23 protein-coding genes, 1 tRNA gene and 1 pseudogene are annotated in these 23,431 nt (G+C 71.0%); 14 read left to right on the forward strand and 11 right to left on the reverse strand.

Annotated elements, in window-relative coordinates:
- Window positions 1-18: 18 nt before the first annotated feature.
- The gene (locus tag AB0K03_RS20085) at window positions 19-303 is read right to left on the reverse strand and encodes a DUF6458 family protein (RefSeq protein ID WP_364686961.1); all 285 of its coding nucleotides are present in this window, start codon (window positions 301-303) and stop codon (window positions 19-21) included.
- A gap of 102 nt (window positions 304-405) precedes the next feature.
- Here AB0K03_RS20085 and AB0K03_RS20090 point away from each other — a divergent pair, with 102 nt between their 5' ends.
- A complete protein-coding gene (locus AB0K03_RS20090; RefSeq protein WP_364686963.1) occupies window positions 406-918 on the forward strand; it encodes a histidine phosphatase family protein in 513 nt (170 codons plus the stop codon).
- Window positions 919-982: 64 nt separating this feature from the next.
- On the opposite strand, the gene AB0K03_RS20095 is transcribed toward AB0K03_RS20090, so the two are convergent.
- Together AB0K03_RS20095 and AB0K03_RS20100 are read right to left on the reverse strand one after the other, a co-directional pair.
- Window positions 983-2,839 (reverse strand): acyl-CoA dehydrogenase, encoded by a 1,857-nt coding sequence (locus AB0K03_RS20095; protein WP_364686965.1) that lies wholly within the window; start codon window positions 2,837-2,839, stop codon window positions 983-985.
- A gap of 487 nt (window positions 2,840-3,326) precedes the next feature.
- Window positions 3,327-4,454, reverse strand: coding sequence for a PP2C family protein-serine/threonine phosphatase (locus AB0K03_RS20100; protein ID WP_364686967.1), 1,128 nt, complete (start codon window positions 4,452-4,454; stop codon window positions 3,327-3,329).
- A gap of 102 nt (window positions 4,455-4,556) precedes the next feature.
- Between AB0K03_RS20100 and AB0K03_RS20105 the strand changes: the two genes are divergently transcribed.
- Window positions 4,557-5,105 (forward strand): phosphoribosyltransferase, encoded by a 549-nt coding sequence (locus AB0K03_RS20105; protein WP_364686969.1) that lies wholly within the window; start codon window positions 4,557-4,559, stop codon window positions 5,103-5,105.
- Window positions 5,106-5,171: 66 nt separating this feature from the next.
- Window positions 5,172-5,480: an SCO4225 family membrane protein gene (locus AB0K03_RS20110; protein ID WP_364686971.1), complete on the forward strand. Its 309-nt coding sequence runs from the start codon at window positions 5,172-5,174 to the stop codon at window positions 5,478-5,480.
- A gap of 274 nt (window positions 5,481-5,754) precedes the next feature.
- Here AB0K03_RS20110 and AB0K03_RS20115 read toward each other — a convergent pair whose 3' ends face one another.
- The gene (locus tag AB0K03_RS20115; RefSeq protein WP_364687141.1) at window positions 5,755-6,033 is read right to left on the reverse strand and encodes a YciI family protein; all 279 of its coding nucleotides are present in this window, start codon (window positions 6,031-6,033) and stop codon (window positions 5,755-5,757) included.
- A 59-nt stretch (window positions 6,034-6,092) separates the two neighbouring features.
- Here AB0K03_RS20115 and AB0K03_RS20120 point away from each other — a divergent pair, with 59 nt between their 5' ends.
- The gene (locus AB0K03_RS20120; protein WP_364686973.1) at window positions 6,093-6,953 is read left to right on the forward strand and encodes a TIGR03620 family F420-dependent LLM class oxidoreductase; all 861 of its coding nucleotides are present in this window, start codon (window positions 6,093-6,095) and stop codon (window positions 6,951-6,953) included.
- A 105-nt stretch (window positions 6,954-7,058) separates the two neighbouring features.
- Here AB0K03_RS20120 and dcd read toward each other — a convergent pair whose 3' ends face one another.
- Window positions 7,059-7,637 (reverse strand): dCTP deaminase, encoded by a 579-nt coding sequence (gene dcd / locus AB0K03_RS20125; RefSeq protein ID WP_364686975.1) that lies wholly within the window; start codon window positions 7,635-7,637, stop codon window positions 7,059-7,061.
- Window positions 7,638-7,886: 249 nt separating this feature from the next.
- On the opposite strand from dcd, the pseudogene AB0K03_RS20130 reads away from it, so the two are divergent.
- The 5 genes and pseudogenes from AB0K03_RS20130 to AB0K03_RS20150 all read left to right on the forward strand — a co-directional run.
- Window positions 7,887-8,282 (forward strand): annotated as a pseudogene (locus tag AB0K03_RS20130) (pyridoxamine 5'-phosphate oxidase family protein); the annotation flags it as partial.
- Window positions 8,283-8,867: 585 nt separating this feature from the next.
- Window positions 8,868-8,941: transfer RNA gene (locus tag AB0K03_RS20135), tRNA-Gly, on the forward strand.
- A gap of 527 nt (window positions 8,942-9,468) precedes the next feature.
- Window positions 9,469-9,822, forward strand: coding sequence for a hypothetical protein (locus AB0K03_RS20140; RefSeq protein ID WP_364686977.1), 354 nt, complete (start codon window positions 9,469-9,471; stop codon window positions 9,820-9,822).
- A gap of 502 nt (window positions 9,823-10,324) precedes the next feature.
- On the forward strand, window positions 10,325-10,744 hold the full coding sequence (locus tag AB0K03_RS20145) for a helix-turn-helix transcriptional regulator (RefSeq protein ID WP_364686979.1): 420 nt from the start codon (window positions 10,325-10,327) through the stop codon (window positions 10,742-10,744).
- A gap of 10 nt (window positions 10,745-10,754) precedes the next feature.
- On the forward strand, window positions 10,755-11,165 hold the full coding sequence (locus AB0K03_RS20150) for a VOC family protein (protein WP_364686981.1): 411 nt from the start codon (window positions 10,755-10,757) through the stop codon (window positions 11,163-11,165).
- A 135-nt stretch (window positions 11,166-11,300) separates the two neighbouring features.
- On the opposite strand, the gene AB0K03_RS20155 is transcribed toward AB0K03_RS20150, so the two are convergent.
- From AB0K03_RS20155 to AB0K03_RS20170, 4 genes are all read right to left on the reverse strand, one after another.
- Window positions 11,301-12,920 carry a hypothetical protein gene (locus AB0K03_RS20155; protein ID WP_364686983.1) on the reverse strand — a complete coding sequence of 540 codons (1,620 nt, stop codon included), beginning with the start codon at window positions 12,918-12,920 and terminating at the stop codon, window positions 11,301-11,303.
- Between the two features lie 51 nt (window positions 12,921-12,971).
- Window positions 12,972-13,832: a LamG-like jellyroll fold domain-containing protein gene (locus tag AB0K03_RS20160; RefSeq protein WP_364686985.1), complete on the reverse strand. Its 861-nt coding sequence runs from the start codon at window positions 13,830-13,832 to the stop codon at window positions 12,972-12,974.
- Between the two features lie 103 nt (window positions 13,833-13,935).
- A complete protein-coding gene (locus AB0K03_RS20165; protein WP_364686987.1) occupies window positions 13,936-14,961 on the reverse strand; it encodes a hemolysin family protein in 1,026 nt (341 codons plus the stop codon).
- Window positions 14,954-16,288 (reverse strand): hemolysin family protein, encoded by a 1,335-nt coding sequence (locus tag AB0K03_RS20170; protein WP_364686989.1) that lies wholly within the window; start codon window positions 16,286-16,288, stop codon window positions 14,954-14,956. The genes AB0K03_RS20165 and AB0K03_RS20170 overlap by 8 nt, the downstream gene beginning before the upstream one ends.
- Before the next feature lie 48 nt (window positions 16,289-16,336).
- Between AB0K03_RS20170 and AB0K03_RS20175 the strand changes: the two genes are divergently transcribed.
- Window positions 16,337-16,462, forward strand: coding sequence for a hypothetical protein (locus AB0K03_RS20175; RefSeq protein ID WP_364686991.1), 126 nt, complete (start codon window positions 16,337-16,339; stop codon window positions 16,460-16,462).
- Here the strand turns inward: AB0K03_RS20175 and AB0K03_RS20180 are convergent.
- Both AB0K03_RS20180 and AB0K03_RS20185 read right to left on the reverse strand, forming a co-directional pair.
- On the reverse strand, window positions 16,459-18,594 hold the full coding sequence (locus tag AB0K03_RS20180) for a (Fe-S)-binding protein (RefSeq protein ID WP_364686993.1): 2,136 nt from the start codon (window positions 18,592-18,594) through the stop codon (window positions 16,459-16,461). The genes AB0K03_RS20175 and AB0K03_RS20180 overlap by 4 nt on opposite strands.
- 305 nt (window positions 18,595-18,899) lie before the next feature.
- Window positions 18,900-19,163, reverse strand: coding sequence for a cell division protein CrgA (locus tag AB0K03_RS20185; RefSeq protein ID WP_249610185.1), 264 nt, complete (start codon window positions 19,161-19,163; stop codon window positions 18,900-18,902).
- 168 nt (window positions 19,164-19,331) lie between these two features.
- On the opposite strand from AB0K03_RS20185, the gene AB0K03_RS20190 reads away from it, so the two are divergent.
- From AB0K03_RS20190 to AB0K03_RS20205, 4 genes are all read left to right on the forward strand, one after another.
- Window positions 19,332-20,141, forward strand: a complete 810-nt coding sequence (locus tag AB0K03_RS20190) for a DUF881 domain-containing protein (RefSeq protein WP_364686995.1) — start codon at window positions 19,332-19,334, stop codon at window positions 20,139-20,141.
- A gap of 623 nt (window positions 20,142-20,764) precedes the next feature.
- Complete coding sequence (locus tag AB0K03_RS20195) at window positions 20,765-22,363, forward strand: class E sortase (protein WP_364686997.1); 1,599 nt, start codon at window positions 20,765-20,767, stop codon at window positions 22,361-22,363.
- A gap of 9 nt (window positions 22,364-22,372) precedes the next feature.
- On the forward strand, window positions 22,373-22,666 hold the full coding sequence (locus AB0K03_RS20200; protein ID WP_364686999.1) for a hypothetical protein: 294 nt from the start codon (window positions 22,373-22,375) through the stop codon (window positions 22,664-22,666).
- A 5-nt stretch (window positions 22,667-22,671) separates the two neighbouring features.
- Window positions 22,672-23,322, forward strand: a complete 651-nt coding sequence (locus tag AB0K03_RS20205; protein WP_364687001.1) for an aminodeoxychorismate/anthranilate synthase component II — start codon at window positions 22,672-22,674, stop codon at window positions 23,320-23,322.
- The last annotated feature ends 109 nt before the right edge of the window (window positions 23,323-23,431 follow it).

Consider the following 23,431-nt stretch of genomic DNA (forward strand, 5'->3'; position numbering starts at 1 on the left):
GCGGCGCCCGCGGGTGTCTTACGCGCCGTACCCGGGCGGCGGGGGCGGCGGGGCCTGACGCCGGGTCGTCTCGCGGTACTCCTGGACCACCTGACCGTCGTCGTGGACCACCGGGCGCTGGTCGACCACCGTGGTACGGCGGCGGCTGTTCCAGAACCAGACCGTGATGATGAGACCGACCAGGCCGGCCAGCATCAGCACGTAGCCCACCACGTTGATGTCCAGACCGCTGATGTCGGCGTTGACGGCGAACGCGAGGATCGCCCCCAACGCGAGAAGGAAGATGCTTCCGCCGATGCCCATCGAGGACCTCCCTGGCTCGTGGCTGCCGCACCGAGCCGCGGCAATACGTCGATGAGGGTGTCTACCCAGCCGCGTGAATCCTCAATCAGGCATGCTCATGTCATGACCGCGCGAAAGCTCGTCCTGCTCCGCCACGCCAAAGCCGAGACCCCCGGTGAGCTGCCCGACTTCGAGCGGCAGCTGACCGATCGCGGCCGGGCTGACGCCGGTGCCGCCGGCGCCTGGCTGGCCGCCCAGAACCTGAGCCCCGACCTGGTGCTCTGCTCGTCCGCGACCCGTACGAGGCAGACCTGGCACGGGGTGGCGGTGGCGCTGCCCCAGGCCGCCCCGGAGGCCGAGGCGCCCGAGGTCCGCTACGAGGACGGCCTCTACCACGGTGGCCGTACGGAGGTCGTCGACCTGCTGCGGGCCGTACCGGAATCCGTCGAGACCGTCCTGGTGATCGGGCACAACCCGACCATCTCGGACGTCTCGCTGCTGTTGCGCCCGGACTCGGGCGCTTCGGCGACCGAGGGCCTGAAGACGGCGGGCATCGCCGTCCACGAGGTCGACGACTGGTCGGCGACGGAGCCGGGCTCGATGCCGCTGATCGCGGAGCACACGGCCCGCGGCTGAGGACACGAAAAACCGGCGGACGCCCTTGTCCGCCGGTTTTCCGTCTTCAGGAGAGCACGAAGTCTCAGAACGCCTCTTCGGGCAGGTCCATCAGGTCGAGCGTGGTGTTCTCGATGATCCGGCGGTCAGCGCCGATGCGGGGCAGCACCTCGCGGGCGAAGAACCGGGCCGCGGCGATCTTGCCCTCGTAGAACGCCTTGTCGGCGGCGCTCAGCTCGGAACCGAGCCGCTTGAGGGCCACCTCGGCGCCGCGCAGCAGCAGCCAGGAGACGACGACGTCGCCGAGCGCGAGCAGCACCCGCCGCGAGGTCAGGCCGACCCGGTACAGCTCACGGGTGTCGCCGCCCTGGACCGCCTGCAGCCAGCCCATCTGCACGCCGAGGATGGCCTGCAGCTCGGTCAGCGCCTTGCCCAGCGCGAGCCGCTCCTCCTTGAGCTGACCGTTGCCGGCCTCGCTCTCGACGAAGCCCTGCATCTCGGAGGCCACGGTCGCCAGCCCCACGCCCTGGTCCTTCACGATCTTGCGGAAGATCAGGTCCAGGCTCTGGATCGCGGTCGTGCCCTCGTACAGGGTGTCGATCTTGGCGTCGCGGACGTACTGCTCGAGCGGGTAGTCCTGCAGGAAGCCCGAGCCGCCGAAGGTCTGCAGCGACTCGTGGCCGAGCAGTTCGTACGCCCGCTCCGAGCCGACGCCCTTGACCAGGGGAAGCAGGAGGTCGTTGACCCTGCTCGCGGTCTTCGCGGCCTCGGTGTCGCCGGCCGCCTCGGCGATGTACACCTTGTCCTGCCAGGTGGCGGTGTAGATGACCAGGGACCGCAGACCCTCCGCGTACGCCTTCTGCAGCATCAGCGAGCGGCGTACGTCCGGGTGGTGGGTGATGGTGACGCGCGGGGCCGCCTTGTTCGAGTTCTGCACGAGGTCGGCGCCCTGAACGCGGTTCTTCGCGTACTCCAGCGCGTTGAGGTAGCCCGTCGACAGGGTGGCGATCGCCTTGGTGCCGACCATCATGCGGGCGTACTCGATGATCATGAACATCTGCCGGATGCCCTGGTGCACGTCGCCGAGCAGCCAGCCCTTGGCCGGGGTGCCGTGCTCGCCGAAGGTCATCTCGCAGGTGTTGGAGACCTTGAGGCCCATCTTGTGCTCGACGTTCGTGGCGTAGACGCCGTTGCGCTCGCCCAGCTCGCCGGTCTCCGGGTCGAAGTGGAACTTCGGCACGATGAACAGCGACAGGCCCTTGGTGCCCGGGCCGCCCACGCCCTCGACGCCCACGGGACGCGCGAGCACGTAGTGGATGATGTTGTCGGTGAGGTCGTGCTCACCCGAGGTGATGAAGCGCTTGACGCCCTCGATGTGCCAGGAGCCGTCGGGCTGCGGGATGGCCCGGGTGCGGCCGGCGCCGACGTCGGAGCCCGCGTCGGGCTCGGTGAGGACCATGGTCGAGCCCCACTGCTTCTCGACGAAGAGCTTGGCCCACTTCTTCTGCTCCGGGGTGCCCTCGACGTGCACGACGTGCGCGAAGGAGGGGCCGGACGAGTACATCCACACCGGGGCGTTGGCGCCCAGGATCTGCTCCGCGATGGCCCACCACATGGCCCGCGGGGCGAGCGTGCCGCCGAGGGCCTCAGGCAGGTCGAGACGCCAGAACTCGGAGGCCATGAACGCGGCGTACGACTTCTTGAAGGAATCGGGCAGCGGCGCGGTGTGCGTCGCCGGGTCGAACCGCGGCGGGTTGCGATCCGCGTCGGTGTAGCTGGCCGCGAGGTCCTCCCGGGCGAGCCGGTTCACCTCGGCGAGCACGTCGCGCGCCGTGTCGGCGTCGATGCCGTCGAACGGCGCCTGGCCGAAGGCGCGATCCGCCCCGAAGACCTCGAAGAGGTTGAACTCGAGGTCGCGCAGGTTGCTCTTGTAGTGAGTCATGAAGTCTGGCCCCGATCTCCGGACGCGAGTTACCCGTCAGTAACCACCACTGTATTACCCATCGGTAGGGACCGACAAGTCACCAGTCGAAACCCGGTTTGTGCGGCGTCTGGGGGGCCAAACCCCTCCGATCGGGTGGGAAAACACACAGCCGTTCGGACATTTGCAAGCCGCCGCGCCGCGGGCACGTATCGACGTGTGCGCCGCCTCGTTGCTTCGTGTGTACGCGCAGGACGTACGCAGACCCGGGGAGGTCACTCATGTTCGCGACGATCAAGAGTTTGATTCCGGAGCCGCGTCAGGCGGACCAGCCGCGCCACTACGTAGGCCGGCACCGGCAGCCGGAGACCGTCGCTGCCCGCGCCGCGGTGCCGGTGATCCCGGTTCCGGCCCCGGGACCGGACGCCGAGACGGCCGAGCCCGCAGCGGCTGCGCAAGCGCCGACGACGCCGGCCGGGCCGGAGCCGACCAGGTCCGAGACGAAGGCCTAGCTGCCGGCCGCGCCGACTTCCCAGCTCGGCATGGGTACGACCGGCCCGCCGTCGGGTCCGGCGTACTCCAGCAGGACCAGCGCGATGTCGTCCTCGAGCCGGCCGTGCACCCAGTCGACCAGGGCCGTCTCCAGCGAGGCCAGGCCGTCGCCGACCGTGCCGTGCCCGAGCAGCCGCCACGCGCGGTCGGTGGTCGGGAAGAACTCGCCGTCGCGGCGGGCCTCGCCCAGCCCGTCGGTGAAGAGCAGGAGCCGGTCCCCCGGCTCCAGCCGCTCCACCCGGGGCCGGGCGACCGGCATGAACCCCAGCGGGGGCGCGGGCGCGGGCGGGTCCAGGGCGATCACCTGGCCGCGGCGCAGCAGCAGCGGGGCCGGATGTCCACAGTTGACGATCGTCAGCGTGCCGCCGCGCTCCTCCACGAGAGCGGCGGTCACGAAGTCCTCGTCGCCCACGCTGCGGGCCACCGCCCGGTCCAGGTCGGCCACGATCGTGCGCAGGTCGGACCGCTCGTACGCGACATGCCGGTACGAGCCGAGGACGATGCTGGCCAGGCGTACGGCGTCGAGGCCCTTGCCCCGCACGTCGCCGATGATGATGCGGACCCCGTACGGCGTGTCCAGGGCCTCGTAGAGGTCTCCACCGATGTCCGCGGCGGCCGACGCGGAGATGTAGCGACCGGCCACCGCGAGCGAGCCGACCTGCGGGCCCAGCGGGCGCAGCACCGCCTGCTGGGCCACCGCGGCGAGCCGCAGCAGCTCGGCGATCCGGTGCGCCTGGCGCTCCCGGATCGTCGCCACCGCGGCGGCGATGCCGGTGGCCAGCACGATGCCCAGAACGTTGATCATGTCGACCGAACCGAAGGTGCGGTCCCCGGTCGCGAACACGGTGCCCGCGGCGGCCGCGAGGGCCCCGACGGCGAGCACGGTCGGCCAGTAGGCGAAGACCGCGGCGAGGAACGGCACGGCCGCGAAGAGCCCGACGTAGTTCGCCTCGGCGCCGTCGGACAGCTCGAGCCCGGCGACGGCCGCGAGCAGCACGAGGGCCGCGCCGAGACCGGCGCGGGAACCAGGACTGAGCGGGACGCGGCCCGACGGCGACTTAGGCATGAGTACGCCGAACAGCATGCCTGATGGACACCAGCGGCTGCATCAACTTGGCCGCTAATCTCGGGCGGGTTCTGACCGGCCGGCCGGGAGGTGCTATGGCGCCGGTGACACGATGTCGATGTGCCATCAGATCTGCGTGACCTGCTGCGGGCCGAGTTCCGCTGGACCGAGCCGGAGCCGGGCAGCGATCTGCTCGTCAGCGACCGCTCGGGGTGGTGGCGTGACCCACGGATCCTCGCCGGTCTCGGGCCCGGCCTGGCCGGCCTGTTCCCCGACGCCGCGCCCACGGTCGTCGTCTCGCCGGAGGTCACCGGGTTCCTCGTGGGCCCGCTGGTGGCCCGGGCGCTCCGGGCGGGGTTCGCAGAGGCGTACCGGATGGGTGCCCGCCGGCCCATCGCCGAGCCGATGACCTGGGCCGACGTCCCGGCCGATCACCGCGGGGACGCGCAGCGGCTGGGCGTACGCACCCGCCTGATCGGTCCGGCCGACCGCGTCCTGGTGGTGGACGATTGGGCCGTGACCGGCGCCCAGGCCCGCGGCCTGTACGCCCTGATGAGCACGCTCGGCGCGGCTGTCGTGGGCACGGCCGTGATCGTGAACGAATGTCCGGCTGAGGTAGCGGCCGAGCTGGGCATCAGGGGCCTGCTCACCGGAGCCGATCTGAGCTGAGTACCCGGCCCCGCCTAGGTAGCGCTACTCAGGAACACGCCGCGGAGCCTCACAAGGATGGTCCGCATGACCAGATTCCTCTTCGGTAACTGGATAACGCGCATCTATGCCTTCGCCGTCGCGACCAGCGCGGTGATCCTGCTCGGCGGCAACCTCGCCACCGGCGACCACGAGCCGTCCGCCGCGGCGGCCTACCTGATCGGCCTCACCGCGCCCGTCTCGGTGATCTTCGCGCCGGTCTTCCTGCTCGGCGACGGCTGGCTCGCCATCGCGATGCTGTGGCTGAGCGTGGCGGCGGGCGTCCTGCTCAACACCCTGCTCATCAACATGATCGTCGGCCAGGCCGGAAAGCTCCGCCCGCAGCGCCTGCAGTGACCGTCCAAAGTGTCATTCCACTCCCCTAGAGTGAGTCCCGCCAGATCGGCACTCATGAATACGGGGCGAAGCCAGGACCACACACGTACGCCGCTGCGCCGCGCTCGCGTTCGCGTCCCTCGCGGCCGCCGCCGGAGCCTTCCCGGCTCCCGGAGCCGCACACGCCCAGCCCGTCACGTCCGGCACCTTCACCCTCTCCGGCGACCCCGGCGACTACATCTCGCAGGGCCGGGACTGGAGCTACAGCACCGAAGCCGGCGACCGGCTCACTCGATCAGGCGGGGCGCTTCCAGGTGGCCAGCACGCCGCGGGTGGGCTTCCAGCCGGTCGCCGCGTACTCGGCGAGGCCGCGCTGCACGTACGGGTCCTGCGCGATCAGATCCCGGGCCTCCTGCTCGGAGTCCACATCGAACAGGATCACGCCGCCCACCGGCGGCTCCTGCCGGCCGGCGGAGACGACGAGCCCCTGCTCCTCCAGGCCGGCGACGAACGCCAGGTGGTCGTCGCGAGCCTTGTCCACCTCGTCGAGCGGCGCCAGGTAGGTCGAGATCATCAGGTACACGTGGTGTTCCTCTCAGGCGGGAAGCTCGCGGCAATCGTACGATCCGAAGGATGAACGACATCGGGCGCTTCGGACTCTGGACCAGCGGCCGGCACTGGCCGGCCGACGCCGCGGCCGTCGCCGAGGCGGCAGCTGAGATCGAGAACCTCGGGTACGGGTCGCTCTGGATCGGTGGCAGCCCGGCGGACGACCTGGCCCTGCCCTTCGCGGCCCTCGCGGCGACCGCGCGGCTCGTCGTCGGCACGAGCATCGTGGACATCTGGCGCAGCGATCCGAAGACCCTGTCAGCCAGCACGGCACGCCTGCGCGACGGCTTCCCCGGCCGGTTCTACCTGGGCCTCGGCATGGGTCACGCACCGGCGGTCGAAGCCACCGGCCAGCAGTACGTACGCCCGCTGAGCAAGCTCCGCTCGTTCCTCGCCGAACTCGAAGACGTCCCGGCCGGCGAACGCATGCTGGCGGCGCTGGGCCCGAAGGCGCTGGAGCTGGCGTCGACCTCGGCGGCGGGCGCACTGCCGTACCTCGTGCCGGCCGCCCACACGGCCGACGCCCGCCGGATCCTCGGCCCGGACAAGCTCCTCATCCCCGAGCAGAAGATCTTCCTCGGCACCGACCCGGCAACCGCCCGCACCGCGGGCCGGCGCGGCACGGCCATCTACCTCAACCTGCCCAACTACACCAACAACCTGCGCCGGTACGGCCTCACGGACGAGGACTTCGCCGGCGAGGGCAGCGACCGCTGGGTGGACACGCTGGTCGCGTGGGGCGACGCCGAGACGGTACGGGCCCGCGTGGAGGAACACTTCACGGCCGGAGCGGACCACGTGGCGCTGCAGGTGCTGTCGGCGGATCCGGCGCCGCAGCTGCCGATGGCGGAGATCCGGGCGGCCGCCCAGGTCTTCCTGTCCTGAGCTCGCGTCCGCTTTTCCTCGCGGGCCCGCCCACTCTCCTTGGCGGACTTCGCCGCCCCTTTCAGCCGGCGCGCCTGCTGTCTTCGCCGGCTTTCGTCGGCGTTCTCAGCTGGTCGGCCAGGTGCGGAAGTTGTGCGAGCTGCGGCTCGGCGTGGGGCCGCGCTGGCCCTGGTAGCGGGAGCCGTAGACCGCTGAACCGTACGGGTGCTCCGCCGGGCTCGACAGCCGGAAGATGCACAGCTGGCCGATCTTCATGCCGGGCCACAGCTTGATCGGCAGATTGGCCACGTTGGACAGCTCCAGCGTGACGTGCCCCGAGAACCCGGGGTCGATGAAGCCCGCCGTCGAGTGGGTGAGCAGTCCGAGACGCCCGAGGCTGCTCTTGCCTTCGAGCCGGCCGGCCAGCTGGTCGCCCAGCGTGATCACCTCGAGCGTCGAGGCGAGCACGAACTCGCCCGGGTGCAGCACGAACGGCTCGCCGTCGGCGACCTCGACCTGCGCGGTCAGGTCGTCCTGCTGCTCGGCCGGGTCGATGTGGGTGTACAGGTGGTTGTTGAACACCCGGAAGAAGCGGTCCAGCCGCACATCGATGCTGGACGGCTGCATCAGCTCGGGCTCGAACGGCTCGAGCGCGAGGTTGGCCGACTTGATCTCGGAGACCAGGTCACGGTCGGAGAGCAGCATCGGGACACCATACCGATCAGGGCATCTCCGCTTGCGGCCTGGTCACCACCCGACACGCCCGCTGTCGGCAGCCCCGTGTGCCTCCGTCTGCCTTCCCCTGGCTCTCGGTGAATCCCTTTTCAGTGAACCCCCGCGCAGTGAGTGGCCACCTCAGCACCCGCTGTGACCAGGCCTTCCGCACGTCACCCGATCCGTGCTTTCTGGCGCGTCGAGTGGTCTTCTCGTACATATGTTCGATACGATGTCGCCATGGCTTCCTGGTCCGAATTCGCCGCCGCCGAGCCCGACCTGGCCGCGGCCGTCCGCGCACTGCTCCAGCAGTACGGCCCTGGCATGGGCTACCTCGCCACCGTGCGCGCCGACGGCGGCCCGCGCGTGCACCCGGTCTCGCCGGTGATCACCGACAAGGGCCTCTACTGCTTCGTGGTCGACTCGGCCAAACGCCGCGACCTCGAACGCGACGGGCGCTACGCCCTCCACTCCTACCCACCCGAGGAAAGCGACGACGAGGCGTACGTAACCGGCCACGCCCACCTCGTCACCGACCAGACAGTCGTCGCCCAGCTCGCCGACGCCCTCCGCGCCTCCCCCCGAGTCGACTGGCGCCTCTTCGAATTCACCATCGAAACGGCCATGCTCCGCCGCCACGGCCCAGCCGGCGCCCTCCCGCTCGCCATGAGCCTCCGCTACCCGCCCATCACCCTCACGTGGCGCGACCCAACCCTGGGCTTATCCACCCCAACCCCAGCGGCACCGCTCCGCGAGTCAGCGGCCACGGTCACCCTCACCACCCCCACCCGACGCCCCGACCGCGACCAGGACCGCCCCACCGCCGCCCCCAACCCACCGCGCCCACCCCACACCGCCGACCTCAACCCCCGCAGCGCCCCACTCGGCATCCGCCTCCAAGACCTAGCCACGGCCACCACCAGTTCGTAGGCGCCGGCCGGACACCGCAACCTGCGTACGCGGGGCGCTGCCAGGCCTGGAGGGAGCTGGGCCGCGCCACGTCCGCCGGCGCCTACTTCTCGCCACGCCCCCTTCGGGGGGCCGGCCCCTCGCGGGGCATCACCGCCGCGGATCTCGCGAGGGGTTGACTGCTCCGCGCTGCGGGGCCAGATCGCCCGCGCCCCGCGGGGCGACATCGCCACGCGCTGCAGGCGACACCGTTGCACACTTGCGGGGCGGCCCCGCCACAACGCCCGTCGATCGGGTACAGTGGGGCCGCCCGCGGGTGTAGTTCAATGGCAGAACATCAGCTTCCCAAGCTGACAGTGCGGGTTCGATTCCCGTCACCCGCTCCACGCAAAGGCCCAGGCCAGGGACGAGATCCCGGTCCTGGGCCTTCGTCTTTCTAAGCCACGGCCGGCGCTTGGGCCATCCATGGCCGATGTCGACCCGCGAGGCGGGCGGTGCGAGTCGGCGCGGGCGCCAACGTCGTGGCGGCCTGTTCCTCGATCGCCGCGGGTCGACACCACCCTGTCGTTGTACGGCGCGCTGCGCCGCAACTGTGTCCGTTCATCGGTGCCAACACCATTCGCGTGTTGAAATAGCGATCATGGCGGCGGCCCCATTCGTCACCTTCCTGCGTTAGTGCTCCCACCGGCACTGCGCTCGAACAGGCTCACCGAGCGCACCAGCACCACGGGCCGGTGCACCACCGCCGGTATGCGTCCCGGAGACACTCGGCCGGACAGGTCACACGGGCGGTTCCGGCAAAGCGCTAATCGCATCCAAGCCCCGCCCGAACAACGAAAGAGACGAGCAAGAGTGAAACAAGCCATGGGGTCTTGCGGTCACGCCTGGGTGTGGACGACGTCCAGACTGACCGGTGACTGAAGTGCCAAGAACGAACGGAGGTCCGGCCGGCAACCGCCTTACCCGGATACCGCTGCTGGTGCGAGCGATCATCGCAGTTCTCCTGATGGTGGTTGGCGAGTTCTTCGCCACCGCCTCCAGCGTCGCAGCGTCGTGGCAGTACGACGGCGGCATTTTCTCTGATCATCCTTGGCAGCTCTGGTTCGCCCTGTTCTGTGCATGCGTCGTGGCGTGCCTCGCCGTACCCAGCATCGCCTGGTGGCTCCTGCTACCTCGCGTCCGCTGGGTCGGACCCGCCATACTGTTGACTCTCCAGGCGGCCTGGATCTCGTTTCTCGTTTACCAATACACAAAGCCGCCCTATTGATCCATAGCAGCGACGGCGGCGATGCCTGCAGACGACCGTCCTGGGGGGCGCTGGCAGCAGGCTGGTGGACGCGTCTGATGGCGGGAGCGTTTCCTTGGCGCATAGCGCGCGCTCCGCGAAGACGCCGTCGCGCCACACCGTGCGCATGCGGTCCGTACGGTCGCTGCCGGTGCCCGAGCTGCCCAGGCCGACCCAGCCGACGAGGATTTCGTCGCCGCCCGCGGCGAGCAGCGCCGTGTCCAGGACGATGTCGCCGGGGGGCGACATGGAAGACGTCCGGCGCGACGTCGGTCACCCGGGCGAGGCAGGAGGGGCCCAAGGTCAGGGGGACCGGCAGGCCTCCGCGGTTGCCCTTCACCACCGTTTACGTGTACGCCGGGACGTGCGCGGCCAGGGCGCCGTTGCTGCCCGAGTTGAGCGAGTAGCAGCCGGCCGCCTGGGCCGGCGTCTGCACTGTCGTTTACGGTCGTCGGCGCCCGTCGCCGGGGTTTATGGTGGTTCGGTGAAGCCCGAGGAGCTCAAGCACCTGCGGCGGGCGCGGGACCTGATCGACCGGGAGTACGCGCGACCGCTCGACGTTCCCGCGCTGGCTCGGGCCGCGTACATGTCTCCGGCGCACTTCTCTCGGCAGTTCCGGGCCGCGTACGGGGAGTCGCCGTACAGCTATCTCATGACCCGGCGCATCGAGCGGGCCAAGACGCTTCTCCGGCGGGGTGACATGAGCGTCACCGACGTGTGCATGGCTGTGGGTTGTACGTCGCTCGGGTCGTTCAGTACGCGGTTCACGGAGCTCGTCGGGGAGAGCCCGAGCGCGTACCGGGCGCGGAACCACGATGAGCTCGCGCCGATCCCGGGGTGCTGGGCGAAACTCGTCACGCGGCCGAGCAGGTTTCGAGAAGCGCAGGTCAGCCCCGCCTCGTAGCGTTCCGGGCATGGACCTTTCGCTGAAGTACACGTTTCTGGAAGTGGACGACCACGAGGCCGCGCTGGCCTTCTACCGGGACGCCCTGGGCTTCGAGGTACGCCAGGACGTCTCCATGGAGGGCGCGCGCTGGCTGACCGTCGGGCCGCCGGCGCAGCCCGAGCTCGGCATCGTGCTGCAGACGGCGGGGGTGGCCCGGCCCGACGATGACGCCCGGGCGCTGCGCGAGCTGCTGGCCAAGGGGTCGCTGTCCGGGCTCGTCCTGGAGACCGACAGCGTCGACGAGACGTTCGAGTCGATCCGGGCGACCGGCGCCGAGGTGCTGCAGGAGCCGATGGACCAGCCGTACGGGACCCGGGACTGTGCGTTCCGGGACCCCGCAGGCAATCAGGTACGCATCAACCAGCGCGCCAAGGCTTAGGGCGCCGGGGCGAGGCACCACGCAGGTGACTCGCCCCGTGAACCGACCATCCGGGCGCGCCGGCTCAGGCCCCGGCGAGTGGCCGCGGGACCGGCGAAGCCCCCGGCGAGTGGTCGCCGGACCGGCGAAAGCCGCTCAGTCCTCGGTGATCGTCAGGACCAGTGGGCCACCGGGCAGCGAACGGCTGTCGGAGCGGTCCGCCATGTCCCAGTGGCTGCTCAGGCCCGCGGCGTCGTCCAGGCCGAAGCCCACGGTGTAGCGCCCCGGCTTGATGTCCCATGGCAGGTACACCCAGCTCGTCACCGTGCCGTCCTCGGCCTGGCTGGTGCCACCGAACGACTGAGAGGCCACCTCGCCGTCGGTGTCGTACAGGTAGACGCTGATGCCGTCGACCGGGGCCGTCTGCACCGCGGCCCGGATGGTCAGCGTCGGCGACCGATAACTCGCCTCGCTCGCCGTCAGCGTCGCCGGGTCGAGGCTCGCGCCGAGGACGACCGGGGCGGTGGTGCTCGGCAGGCGGTTCACGGTGAGGCCCGGGTCGGGCGCGGCGTACGCCGGGCCGTACAGCGCGACGGCGCCGCCGCCGTCGACGACCGCGATGCCCTCGACCCTGCACCGCTCGATCTGGCGGTACATGGTGACCGCGACCGCGATACGGCCGTCCTTGACGATCGGGTCGCCGGAGGCGTAGCACCCGCCGTACTCGAAGTCGACGCGGACGGCCGAGACGCCCTTGCGAGCTCCCGTCACCGACATGGACAGCTCCGTCTTCGCGGAGTCGCGCCAGTTGTCCACCGGGTTGGGGCTGATCGTGAAGTCGTCGGCCTGCACGGCCGCGTTCGACGTCACCGTGATCGACGGCGCGGTCGGGTTCTTGTACGTCGTCTGCCCGCCGGCGTTGTTCTTCAGCACGAGCGACGCCACGCGCCAGCTACCGGCGGCCGCACCCGCGGGGAGGGTCACGCCGATCGAGCAGGGCATGTACGTGCCGTCGCGGTCGCCGCCGCTGACGGAGCCGCAGCGGAATCCGGTGCTGTAGTCCTCACGCTCCCATGTGAACGGGGTCGTGACACTCTGGCCGCCGGGACCGGCCAGCTTGATCGTGCCCTTCCAGAAGCCCGACTGTCCGTCCTGGACGGTGAAGTCGTAGAGGGCGGTGGCCGAGCGGTCACCCACATAGAGGTACGGCTTCCGCAAACCGCCGAGGCTGATGGAGTCCACCGTCGGGCCGGACGAGTCGATCAGCGTACGGGCGCTGAACGCGTACCCGAAGGACTTCAGCCGGGCACCGGAGACAGCGGCCGACGCATCGTCGGAGTCCATCGTCAGCTTGGTGACCTCCCAGGTCGTCGTGGCGGCGTCGGAATACCGCCGGACCGGGAGGTGGAACTGGTACGTCGACTCCTGCGGTGTACCGGAGACGTATCCGGCGTCGCTGCAGCAGGTCTGGCCGTATTCGTAGCGTGCCACCCAGTCGTGTCCGACGAGCGCGCCGGTCACGGAGCTGCGCATGCGCATCGTCACGGTGCCGCGCACGGACTCGGCATCGGGGTCCGTGTTCGTGACCGTCCAGGTCAGCTTGTTGGCGGCGTAGTCCGTGGTGACGTCCACCGAGGACTGTTCCCACGACAGGGCGGACAGGGCGAGCTGGGGAGCCGCGGCCTGGGCGACCGTGGATCCGACGACCGTGGCGGACGCCGCCAGGGCAAGGGTCAGTGCCCCGCGGAGCAGTCCGCGGGGAGCGCGAAGAAACATGAGCGTTTCTTACCATCGCGCCGGCTTTCCGGCTGCCCCGTTCCGGTCACCTCAGCCGATGGTCAGGAAGACGTTGTCGATCTGGCCCGCGTACTGATCGTTGCCGTTGTTGGCGCCCTTGCCGCCGACCCGCAGCGGCTCGGCGTTGGCGATCGACAGGTTCGCCGGCACCGGTACGGAGGCGCGTTCCGTGCCGTCGATGCTCAGCGTCAGGCGGTTGCCCGTACGCGTGCAGAGCAGGTCGTGCCACGCCCCGTCGGCCACGTCGGCCCGGGGTTCGGCGCGGTAGATGCGCGTACGGCTGGCGATGACGCAGCTGGGGTGGCCCTCGCGATGGTCCACCTGGAGTTTGAACTGGCTGACGCCGCCGACCGAATAGCCCTTCTGGACGACGTTCGCGCCGTCCGCCAGGTCACCGTGGGTCATGAGGATCGAGGCGCCGTACTGCAGGGGGCGGGTTCCGGGGTTGAGGCTGTCGTCGCGGGTGCCCTCGAGGATCGCCCGCGGGCAGTCGCGCTCGCGCGGCAGGGTGCACCGGGCCGGGTATTGGACGGCAAGACCCGGGCCCTGGGGTACGAGGCTGAGCGTTCCGCCGTTCTGGCTCAGGGCGCGCAGTTCGAAGCCACCGTGGACGTCCGTGATCGGCTCGGTCACCCCGCCGTCGAACGTGTAGCGGACGGTGACCGGCGCGGCCGCCACGCCGATGCGGCCGGGCTCGGGAGGCGCTTCGAAGCCGAAGTCGGCGGGGGGCAGCACGCCGCCCGACGCGCGGGGCAGCACCAGCGGCGTGAGGCGGGGCGCGGCGTCGCTGCGCTGGGCGAAGTGAGCGGCGACCAGCAGGCCGGCACCGAGGACGGCGGTGGCCGCCAGCGCGCCGACGGGAGTGAACCAGGACCGGCGGGTGTCGAACATGCGGCTATTGTCCGGACCGGGCCGCTGACTTCCGCCGCTCAAACTCCGAGAGAGCGCAAAAGTGCGGTAAAACACCCCGAAAGGGGTCGGTCGAACGGGTCCACTAGCTCGCGGGTCGCGCGGCCGGCTCGCCCACGACGGCGTGCAGCACGTCGTCCAGCGCGATCACCCCCAGCGGCCGCCGGCCCTCGCTGACCAGCACGATGTGCCGCCGGTCGCGGCGCATGGTCAGCAGCAGGTCGGCGAGGTTGCGGTCCGGCGGGACCACGGCGAGCGGGCGGATGATCTCCGCCGGGATGGGGAGGCGGCGCTGCGCGCCTTCATAACCCAGGACATCTTTGACGTGTACGAAGCCCAGCACGCGCCGCGACTCGCGTTGCACGACCGGGAACCGGGACCGTCCGCTGCGGGTGGACAGCGCCTCGATGGTGGCCGGGGACGCGTCGTCCGCGACGGTTGTCACGCCCGACCAGGGGCGCAGGGTGTCCGCCGCGGTCCTCTCGTTGAGGCCGAGGGCGGCGTGGATGCGTTCGTACTGTTCGGTGCCGAGCAGGCCCTCCGAGCGGGCCTGGGTGACCATGCCGGCCAGTTCCTCCGCCGTGAAGACCGTCTTCACCGCGTCCGTCGCCTCGACCTTCCACAGGCCGAGGACCGTACGCGCCGCCCAGCGCATAGCCGTCAGGACCGGGCGGGTCGCCGTGCAGAAAGCCAGCATGAACGGGCCGAGGATGAGCGCGGAGCGTTCGGGCCCGGCCAGCGTGATGTTCTTCGGGACCATCTCGCCGACCACCGTGTGCAGGAAGACGACGATGCCCAGCGCGACCACCAAGGAGACCGGGTGGACCGCGCCCTGGGGCAGGTGGGCCGCGGCGAACGGGCCCTCGAGCAGGTGGGCCACCGCCGGCTCGGCGATCGCGCCGAGGCCGAGGGAGCAGATCGTGATGCCCAGCTGCGCCCCGGCGATCATGAGCGGGATCTGGTTCATCGCGGACAGCGCCCAGCGGGCCCGGCGCGAGGTCGCGGCGAGCGGTTCCAGGGCCGTACGCCGCGACGCGATCAGCGCGAACTCGCCGCCGACGAACACCGCGTTGCCGAGCAGCAGCGCCACGGTCACGAAGAGCTCAGTCATCGGCCGGCTCCGGCGGTGCCACGACGCGTACCTGTTCGACGCGGTGCCGGTCGACCTCCATGACGGTGAACTCCCAGCCTTCCTCCTCGAGGGACTCGCCCGGCACCGGGATGTGACCGAGCCGGGCGAGCAGGAACCCGGCGAGGGTCTCGTACGGGCCCTCCGGCAGCCGGAAGCCGGTCTGCTCCACCACCTCGTCCTCGCGCAGCAGCCCGTCGACCAGGAACGTCCGGCCGCCGTCGGGGGCCGTCAGCTCCTGGCTGCCCGCCTCGGTGACGTCCAGGTCGTACTCGTCGGCGATCTCACCGACCAGCTCCTCGATGAGGTCCTCGACGGTGACGACGCCGTCCGTGCCGCCGTACTCGTCGACGACGATGGCCAGGTCGGCGTCGGCTTCGCGCAGCGCGGCGAGGACCTTGTCGAGGCCCAGGCTCTCCGGGACGTAGATCGGTTCACGGGCCACCGCGGACACCGGTGTGGAGGCGCGGCGGTCCGGTGGCACGCCGAGCGCGTCCGGCACCCCGACGACGCCCATGACGAGGTCGAGCGTCGACTCGTACACGGGGAAGCGGGTGTGTCCGGTCTCCCGCGCGACCGTGATCAGGTCCGCGACGCTCGCGGTGGTCTTGAGCCCGACCACGTCGACGCGCGGCGTCATCGCCTTGGCCGCGCGTTTCTCGCCGAAGCGGATCGTGCGGCGCAGCAGCGTCGCCGTCTCGGCCGGCAGCGCGCCGGCGCGGGCGCTGATCGCGGCGAGCAGGCCCAGCTCCTCGGGGGAACGCGCGCTGGCGAGCTCCTCCTGCGGCTCGATGCCGAGCCGGCGGACCAGCCAGTTGGCGGAGCCGTTCAGCGCGCCGATGAGCCAGCCGAACAGCTTCGAGAAGGTACGCAGCGGGGCCGCGGTCGCGAGGGCGACCCGCATCGGGCGGGCCAGGGCCGCGTTCTTGGGTACGAGCTCACCGAACAGCATCGACAGTACGGTGGCCAGCACGAGCGCGAGCAGATGCGTCATCGTCTCGGTGTGCCGGCCGGCGACGGGCTCGATGATCGGCGTGAACAGCCGGGACAGCGCAGGCTCGGCCAGGTAGCCGGTCAGCAGCGTGGTCAGCGTGATGCCGAGCTGCGTACCGGAGAGCTGGAAGGACAGCTCGTGCAGGGCGTGCCGCACCGTCCGGGCCCGGCGGTCGCCGCCGTCGGCCCGCTTGTCGATCTCGGCCCGGTCGACGGTGACCAGCCCGAACTCGGCGGCGACGAAGAACGCGTTGCCCGCGGTGAGCAACGCGAAGGCCGCCAGCGGGAGCACCGCGGTCAGGAGCAGGCCGTCCATGATCGGTTCACCTCGGCCCTCATTGTGCCGGAACCGGGCATCCGGCACATGCGCGCGGTGGAGACCGCATCGCCGCGGACGAGCGGCGCCGCCCCGGAGCGCGTCGAGCCCGCCGCCGAGACCGAGGCCCGGCAGCGGCTCGTCGCGGCCGTGTCGGTGGCGGCCGCGTCCTAGGCCGGCGCCTTGTCGCCCTTGATGCTGCGCAGCAGGACGCTGGCCACGTCGACGACCTCGACGTTGTCCTGCTCGCCCTTGCCGGTGACGCCGTCGCCGATCATCGTGTAGCAGAACGGGCAGCCGACCGCGATGGTCTTCGCGCCGGTCGCGAGGGCCTCCTCGGTGCGTTCCACGTTGATCCGCTTGCCGATCTTCTCCTCCATCCACATGCGCGCGCCGCCGGCGCCGCAGCAGAAGGAGCGCTCGGAGTTGCGCGGCATCTCCACGACGTTCGCGGCCGCGCCGAGCACCTCTCGCGGGGCCTCGAAGACCCGGTTGTGGCGGCCGAGGTAGCAGGGGTCGTGGTAGGTGACGTCGCCCTCGATCGGCTGCACCGGGGTCAGCTTGCCCTCGGCGACCAGGTGCTGCAGCAGCTGGGTGTGGTGCACGACCTCGACCTTGAGGCCCAGCTGCTCGTACTCGTTGCCGAGCGTGTTGAAGCAGTGCGGGCAGGTGGCGACGATCTTCTTGACGTTCGCCTCGGTCAGCGTCTCGACGTTCTGCTGCGCGAGCATCTGGAAGACGAACTCGTTGCCGATGCGCCGGGCCGGGTCGCCGGTGCAGGTCTCGCCCTCGCCGAGGATCGCGAAGTCGACGCCGGCCTCGTGCAGCAGCGTGGCCACCGCCCGGGTGGTCTTCTTCGCCCGGTCCTCGAACGCGCCGGCGCAGCCCACCCAGAACAGGTACTCGAAGTCGTCCTCGCCGACCCGCTTGATCTCGAAGTCGAGGCCCTTGGTCCAGTCCTCGCGGGTGTTCTGCGGCGCGCCCCAGGGGTTGCCTTTGTTCTCCAGGTTGCGCAGCATGACGCCGGCCTCGGCGGGGAAGCTCGACTCGATGAGCACCTGGTATCGGCGCATGTCGACGATGTGGTCGACGTGCTCGATGTCGACCGGGCACTGCTCGACGCAGGCGCCGCAGGTGGTGCAGCTCCAGAGCACGTCCGGGTCGATGACGCCGTTCTCGGCCTCGGTGCCGATCAGCGGCCGGTCGGCCTCCGCGAGCGCCAGGACGTCGACGCCCTTCAGCTGCTCCTCGGTCGCCTTCTCCTCACCGGTGAGGTCCTTGCCAGCGCCGGCCAGCAGGTACGGCGCCTTCGCGTACGCGTGATCGCGCAGCGACAGCACCAGGAGCTTGGGCGACAGCGGCTTCGCCGTGTTCCAGGCCGGGCACTGCGACTGGCAGCGGCCGCACTCCGTACAGGTGGAGAAGTCCAGCAGGCCCTTCCAGGTGAACTGCTCGACCTGGGCGACGCCGAACTGGTCCTTCTCGGGATCGGCCTCCTCGAAGTCCAGCGGTTTGCCGTCGCTCATCATCGGCCGCAGCGGGCCCAGGCCCGACCCGGCCGGCTTCTCCGGGTTGCGCTTGAAGAAGATGTTGAAGAACGCCAGGAAGCGGTGCCAGGCCACGCCCATCGTCACGTTCAGCGAGATGGTGATCAGCCAGGCCATCGAGATGAGCAGCTTGACCAGGGCGACCCAGGTCGGGCCGTCCTCGGCGGCCGGGAGCAGCGCGCCGACGCCGTGGCTCACCGGGGTGGCCCACGCCGGGAACTCGAACGTGTCGTTGGCGACCTTGAACCCGCGGATCAGGAAGCCGCAGATCAGGACGCCGAGGATGACCGCCTCGACGAAGTAGCCCTGCCACATCGTCGAACCCAGGAACCGGCTCCGCTTCGCCCGCCGGTCGCGCTGCCGCTTGTAGATCAGGTACAGGATGCCGAGCAGGCCGAGGACCGCGATCCACTCGGTGACCAGGCCGTACACGGTCCAGTGCCCGACGATCGGCAGGCCGCCCGCGGGGTCGACGACCTCGAAGTAGGCCTCCACGACCAGCAGGAACAGGATCATGAATGAGACCATCACGAACCAGTGCGCGGCGCCGATCGTGCTCCACTTCAGCATCCGGGTGTGCCCGAGGGTCTCGACCAGCATGGTCCTGGTCCGGGAGCCCTTGTTCTCGAACCGCTCCGGCGCCGGCTGACCCTGACGGATCACCGCGGTCATCGTCATGACGGCACGCACCGCGAGGACGACCGCTACGAGCGTGACGGCGCCCGCCAGGACGGTGGCGACGATCTGCGCGATGCCCATCTGCGTTGTGCCTCCTCGGTCGGGGTGGCGACCATGTTACCCACGAGTAATCAGTGCGCGTGCGGGAGATCGCGGTTGGATTCGTCTCACCGACGACCGGGCCCGATCAGCCGAAAGCGCACCCCGCGGCCGGGAGGCCGGCAGGGTGCGCGGTCGGCGGATCAGACTCTACGGCCGGTTGCGCCCACGGGCATCGGTTACGGCCGCGAGCAGGGCAGAAGGGTACGGCGAAGCCTCAGCGGGCTGTCCCGCCACAGGCCTGACGGTCGCGCCCGGAAGCACCGGGCGCGGACCTGAGCCGTCCGTCAGCGCCAGCGCGACAGGATCGCCAGCGAGGCGACCATGCAGCCGAAGCCGACGAGCAGGTTCCAGTAGTGCCACGCCTCGACCGGGTACTGCTGCTCGGAGAGGTAGTACACGACCAGCCAGGCGATGCCGAAGATGATCAAGAAGACCGCCGTGGCGGGCAGCCACACCGGACTCGGCTTCTTGGACGCGGCCGTCGCGGCCGGACGGATGTCCGTCGGCGGCGTGTAGACCTTCTTCTTGCGAACCTGTGACTTCGGCACGGCGCTCTCCTGAGGGCAACAAGTGGTGAACAACCCACCCCTGAGCGGCTCCGGGGACCCCGAAAGCTGCCCGTGGCGAATACTGTTCGATAGCTAGCGTAGTCAAGACGGCGCGCGCACAGGCACCCGCCGGTGGGTTTTTCGGACAGCACGGGGAGGAAGACCGACGTGGAGTACACCACGGGGACGCCCTCGTGGCGACTTGTCATGCGCCGGGCCCTCGGCGGACTCCGGCCCCGGCGCCGCGGACAACGACAGCAGGGCTGGTCGGTGGGCGTACCGCTGATCGCCCTGGCCGCCGGACTCCTCTTCACCACCTCCGCCACCACCGCTGACGGCACGGCGCTGCGCGACGACCGGCGACCCCAGCTCGCTCAGCTCATCGCCGACAAACGCGAGCGTCTCGAGCAGCGGGAGAAGCAGGCCGCGGGGCTGCGTACGACGGTCGACCAGGACGCCGCGCGCCTCGCCGACGTGGACGGCCCGGTCAAGGAGGCCCGCGAGCGAGCCGACGCGATGCGCGAACCGGCCGGTTTCACCGCCCTGCACGGGCCCGGCATCACGGTCACCCTCAACGACTCCTCGCGGCGGCCCGCGAACTCCGGCGGGGACGTACCCCAGAACGACGATCTCGTCGTCCACCAGGGTGACGTCCAGGCGGTCGTGAACGCCCTCTGGGCAGGTGGGGCCGAGGCAATGTCGATCATGGATGTCCGCGTCATCTCGACCAGCGCGGTACGCTGTGTCGGCAACACGCTGCTGTTGCACGGCCAGGTTTTCTCGCCGCCATTCAAGATCACGGCGATTGGCGAACCCATGGCGATGCGCCGAGCGTTGGAGTCCGCAGAAGGAGTCCAGCAATTCCGGGCAGCGGTCGCCGACTTCGGCCTCGGCTACACGGAAACCGTCGAGAGGAACGTGACTGTGCGGGCGTACGACGGGTCGAGTGACCTCCGATCCGCCGAGGTCACGAAGTAATGGCAACGCCGGAGACGCCGGGCGGCACGCCGAACTCGGGCCGGCACCGCGCGCCCGACAGCGACGCGCAGACGGCGTTCATCCCCCGCGTCACGGACGCCACGCCGGGCGGGGTGCCGGGCGGGCCACTCGACCCGCCGGTCGGGCTGGGCAATCCGGCTTGGCCCTCGGCGACCGGTGCAGCGGTCCCGGCCCCGCCTTCCGCGCGGCCCCCGGCCCCGCCCTCCGCACAGCCCTCGGCCCCGCCCGCGCCGGCTCAGCCTTCGACGTCTCCCCGCGCCGCCGCGCCGATCCAGCCCTCGACGCCCCCTCGCGCCGCCGCGTCCATCCAGCCCTCGACGCCTCCCCGCGCCGCCGCGCCGATCCAGCCCTCGACGCCCCCTCGCGCCGCCGCGCCGATCCAGCCTTCGACGTCTCAGGTCGTGCCGCCGGCTGCGGCAGGGCCGGGGCGGCCGTCAGCGCCTGTCGCCGGCGGGGCAGCGGCGTCGGCTTCCGGGCTTCCGGTTTCGGGAGCCGGCGTGCCGGGCCAGCCTTCCGTCCCGGGCTCGCCGGCCTCTCCCGCGGGCGTGCCGGGCCGGCCGTCCGCCCCGGGCTCGCCGGCGCGGCCGGCCTCTCCCGCCGGCATGCCCGGAACGGACCCGGCGGTGGCCCGGGCCGCCGCTGCCGCGCGGGCTCGGTCGGATGCCGCTCCGGGTAGTCCCGGTGCGACGCCCGACGGCCCCGGCAACTTCGACTTCTTCGCGGCGGCCGCCGACGGTTCGGCGGTGCCGCAAAGCCCGGGCGTCCCGGCAAGCGCCGCCGGGGTGCCACTCAGCCGGCACGCTTCCGGACCCGCGGACAGCACCGGCCGCAGCGTCGGTACGCCCCCGCCGAGCGTGCCGGGTGCGGCCGTCCGGCAGGGTACCAGCGGCTTCGACACCCTCAACGAGGACGACCGGTGGCGCGGCGGGCGTCGCCGGGCACCGGAGGGCGGGACGGGGACCGGCTGGCAGAGCGGCACCGGCTCGACGAGCACCGGCTGGGACCACTCGGAGACCGGCGCGTGGATGAGCAACTCCGGCGTGGAGGCCGGCCGCGCCTCGAGCAGGCGGCACGCGGCCGAACACCACGCCGAGCCGGCCACCGGCACCAGCGCCTGGGAGGAGCTGGTCGAGCCGCAGTCCGGGGTCGACGAGGCGCCCCGGGGTCGCCGCGGACGCCGGAACGCGCCGGTCGCCCCGGAGCTCGCCAAGGCGCAGGATCCCTCCGCCACCGCTGTCATCCGTACCGCCGATGCGCCGACCGGGCTGCTGCCCGCCGTACGGAAGAAGACCCCGCCGCAGCCACCCGCCAAGCCGGCGCGGCCGCGCGGGAAAGAGGACGGGGTGGTCGGTGCGGCCTCCGTGGCCGCTGCCGCCGCGGCGGCGGAGCGGGAGCCGGTCGACGAGCCGGCCGAGGAGCCGAAGCCGAAGCGGGGCGAGAAGGTCGTCAAGCTGCGGCCCGAGCAGACCGGCGAGGGCTACAAGAGCGTGTATTCCGAGTTGACCCGCCCGACCCTCGGCTCGCGGATCCGCACCGGCGTCCGGTTCTCCGGCGAAGTGATGATCACGTTCGGGCTGATCATCCTGCTGTTCGCCGGGTACGAGGTGTTCGGCAACTCGGCGAAGGTCCAGGACGAGCAGGACACCCTGGCCGACCAGCTCGACCAGGAGTGGAACGATCCCACGGTCGCGCCCAGCGCCGGGCCGACGAAGGCCGCGCCCGCCGCGCCGGGCAAGAACCTCGTCGGGCGGCTCTACATCCCGAAGCTGGGCATGGAATGGGTCGTGGTCAACGGCGTACGGCCGCAGGACATCCGGTACGCGCCCGGGCACTACCCGGACACCGCCCAGCCCGGGAAGGTCGGCAACTTCTCGGTCGCAGGCCACCGCATCCGCAAGATCTTCTGGCGGCTGGACGAGCTGAAGCCCGGTGACGTGGTCGGCGTGGAGACACGCTCCAACTGGTACGTCTACAAGGTCAGCTCCAGCGAGGTCGTGCGGCCGAACCAGGTGGAGGTCGTGGCGCCCGTGCCCGGCAAGCCCGGCAAGAAGCCCACGAAGGCGATGCTGACGCTGACCACGTGCAACCCGAAGTTCAACAACTACCAGCGGCTCATCGTGCACGCCGAGCTGGTGGACACCCTCAAGCGGGACCCGAAGCTGCCCGACGCCGGCCGCCCCGCCGAGATCAAGAAGGCGTAGGGAGGGCCCGTGTACGCGTGGATCTGGCGCAAACTGCCCTTCGGCCTGTGGGGCAAGCTGACGAGCTCGATCGTGCTGGCCGTGGCGGTCGGCGCGCTGCTCTGGTACGTGGTGTTCCCCTGGGCGACGCCGCTGCTGCCCTTCGACGACGTGCAGGTCGGCACGGGCACCGAGCAGAGCGGCCCCGCGCAGCAGGACCCGGACGCCGTGGTGCCCGGCGGCGACGACGCGCAGCTGGGGCCGGACGAGATCCCGTACAACGAGCACACGAACGACCCCGAACCCTCCACGAGCACCAGGTGATCCCCGTGCGCATCCTCGTGATCGACAACTACGACTCGTTCGTCTTCAACCTGGTGCAGTACCTCGGCCAGCTCGGCGCCGACTGCGAAGTGCGGCGCAACGACGAGATCTCGGTCGCCGACGTCGGCGGCTTCGGCGCCGCCGGGGTCCTGCTCTCCCCCGGACCGGGTACGCCGGAACGCGCCGGCATCACGATGGACGTCATCTCCGCGTACGCGGGAAAGCTCCCGATGTTCGGTGTCTGCCTCGGTCACCAGGCGATCGGCGCGGCGTTCGGCGCGACGGTCACCCGGGCCCCCGAGCTGCTGCACGGCAAGACCTCGTCGGTGCAGCACAAGGGCGCCGGCGTGCTGGCCGGCCTGCCGGACCCGTTCACCGCGACCCGGTACCACTCGCTGGCGGTAGTCCCGGAGACGCTGCCGGACGAGATCGAGGTGACCGGCTGGACCGAGTCCGGCGTGGTCATGGCGATGCGCCACCGTACGCTGCCGATCGAGGGCGTCCAGTTCCACCCGGAGTCGGTGCTGACCGAGGGCGGCCACACGATGCTGGCGAACTGGCTCGCGGCGTGCGGGCTGCCGTCGGCGCTGGAGCGGGCCCCGGAGCTGGCGGCCGAGGTGGAGACCCGGCGACGGTCGGCCTTCGCCACCGCCTGACAGCCGTTCGCTCCACCGGTGGCGGGTCGCCGTTGGCGGCGGCTCTTCGGGTCGGCCGGCGGCTTTCCGCTGACCGGCGGCCTTCCCGCTCACCGGCGACCTTCCCGCT

This window comes from Actinoplanes sp. NPDC049316, from assembly GCF_040677315.1.
Lineage (GTDB): Bacteria > Actinomycetota > Actinomycetes > Mycobacteriales > Micromonosporaceae > Actinoplanes.

Excerpts from the sequence above, each read along its gene's own strand:
- AB0K03_RS20150 (WP_364686981.1), top strand. The coding sequence starts at position 10,755 with ATGGACCTTTCGCTGAAGTACACGTTTCTGGAAGTGGACGACCACGAG.
- AB0K03_RS20100 (WP_364686967.1), bottom strand. The coding sequence starts at position 4,454 with ATGCTGTTCGGCGTACTCATGCCTAAGTCGCCGTCGGGCCGCGTCCCG.
- AB0K03_RS20115 (WP_364687141.1), bottom strand. The coding sequence starts at position 6,033 with ATGATCTCGACCTACCTGGCGCCGCTCGACGAGGTGGACAAGGCTCGC.
- AB0K03_RS20195 (WP_364686997.1), top strand. The coding sequence starts at position 20,765 with ATGCCCGGAACGGACCCGGCGGTGGCCCGGGCCGCCGCTGCCGCGCGG.
- AB0K03_RS20165 (WP_364686987.1), bottom strand. The coding sequence starts at position 14,961 with ATGACTGAGCTCTTCGTGACCGTGGCGCTGCTGCTCGGCAACGCGGTG.
- AB0K03_RS20160 (WP_364686985.1), bottom strand. The coding sequence starts at position 13,832 with ATGTTCGACACCCGCCGGTCCTGGTTCACTCCCGTCGGCGCGCTGGCG.
- AB0K03_RS20110 (WP_364686971.1), top strand. The coding sequence starts at position 5,172 with ATGACCAGATTCCTCTTCGGTAACTGGATAACGCGCATCTATGCCTTC.
- AB0K03_RS20095 (WP_364686965.1), bottom strand. The coding sequence starts at position 2,839 with ATGACTCACTACAAGAGCAACCTGCGCGACCTCGAGTTCAACCTCTTC.
- AB0K03_RS20180 (WP_364686993.1), bottom strand. The coding sequence starts at position 18,594 with ATGGGCATCGCGCAGATCGTCGCCACCGTCCTGGCGGGCGCCGTCACG.
- AB0K03_RS20175 (WP_364686991.1), top strand. The coding sequence starts at position 16,337 with ATGCGCGCGGTGGAGACCGCATCGCCGCGGACGAGCGGCGCCGCCCCG.
- AB0K03_RS20085 (WP_364686961.1), bottom strand. The coding sequence starts at position 303 with ATGGGCATCGGCGGAAGCATCTTCCTTCTCGCGTTGGGGGCGATCCTC.
- AB0K03_RS20155 (WP_364686983.1), bottom strand. The coding sequence starts at position 12,920 with ATGTTTCTTCGCGCTCCCCGCGGACTGCTCCGCGGGGCACTGACCCTT.
- AB0K03_RS20120 (WP_364686973.1), top strand. The coding sequence starts at position 6,093 with ATGAACGACATCGGGCGCTTCGGACTCTGGACCAGCGGCCGGCACTGG.
- dcd (WP_364686975.1), bottom strand. The coding sequence starts at position 7,637 with ATGCTGCTCTCCGACCGTGACCTGGTCTCCGAGATCAAGTCGGCCAAC.
- AB0K03_RS20090 (WP_364686963.1), top strand. The coding sequence starts at position 406 with ATGACCGCGCGAAAGCTCGTCCTGCTCCGCCACGCCAAAGCCGAGACC.
- AB0K03_RS20170 (WP_364686989.1), bottom strand. The coding sequence starts at position 16,288 with ATGGACGGCCTGCTCCTGACCGCGGTGCTCCCGCTGGCGGCCTTCGCG.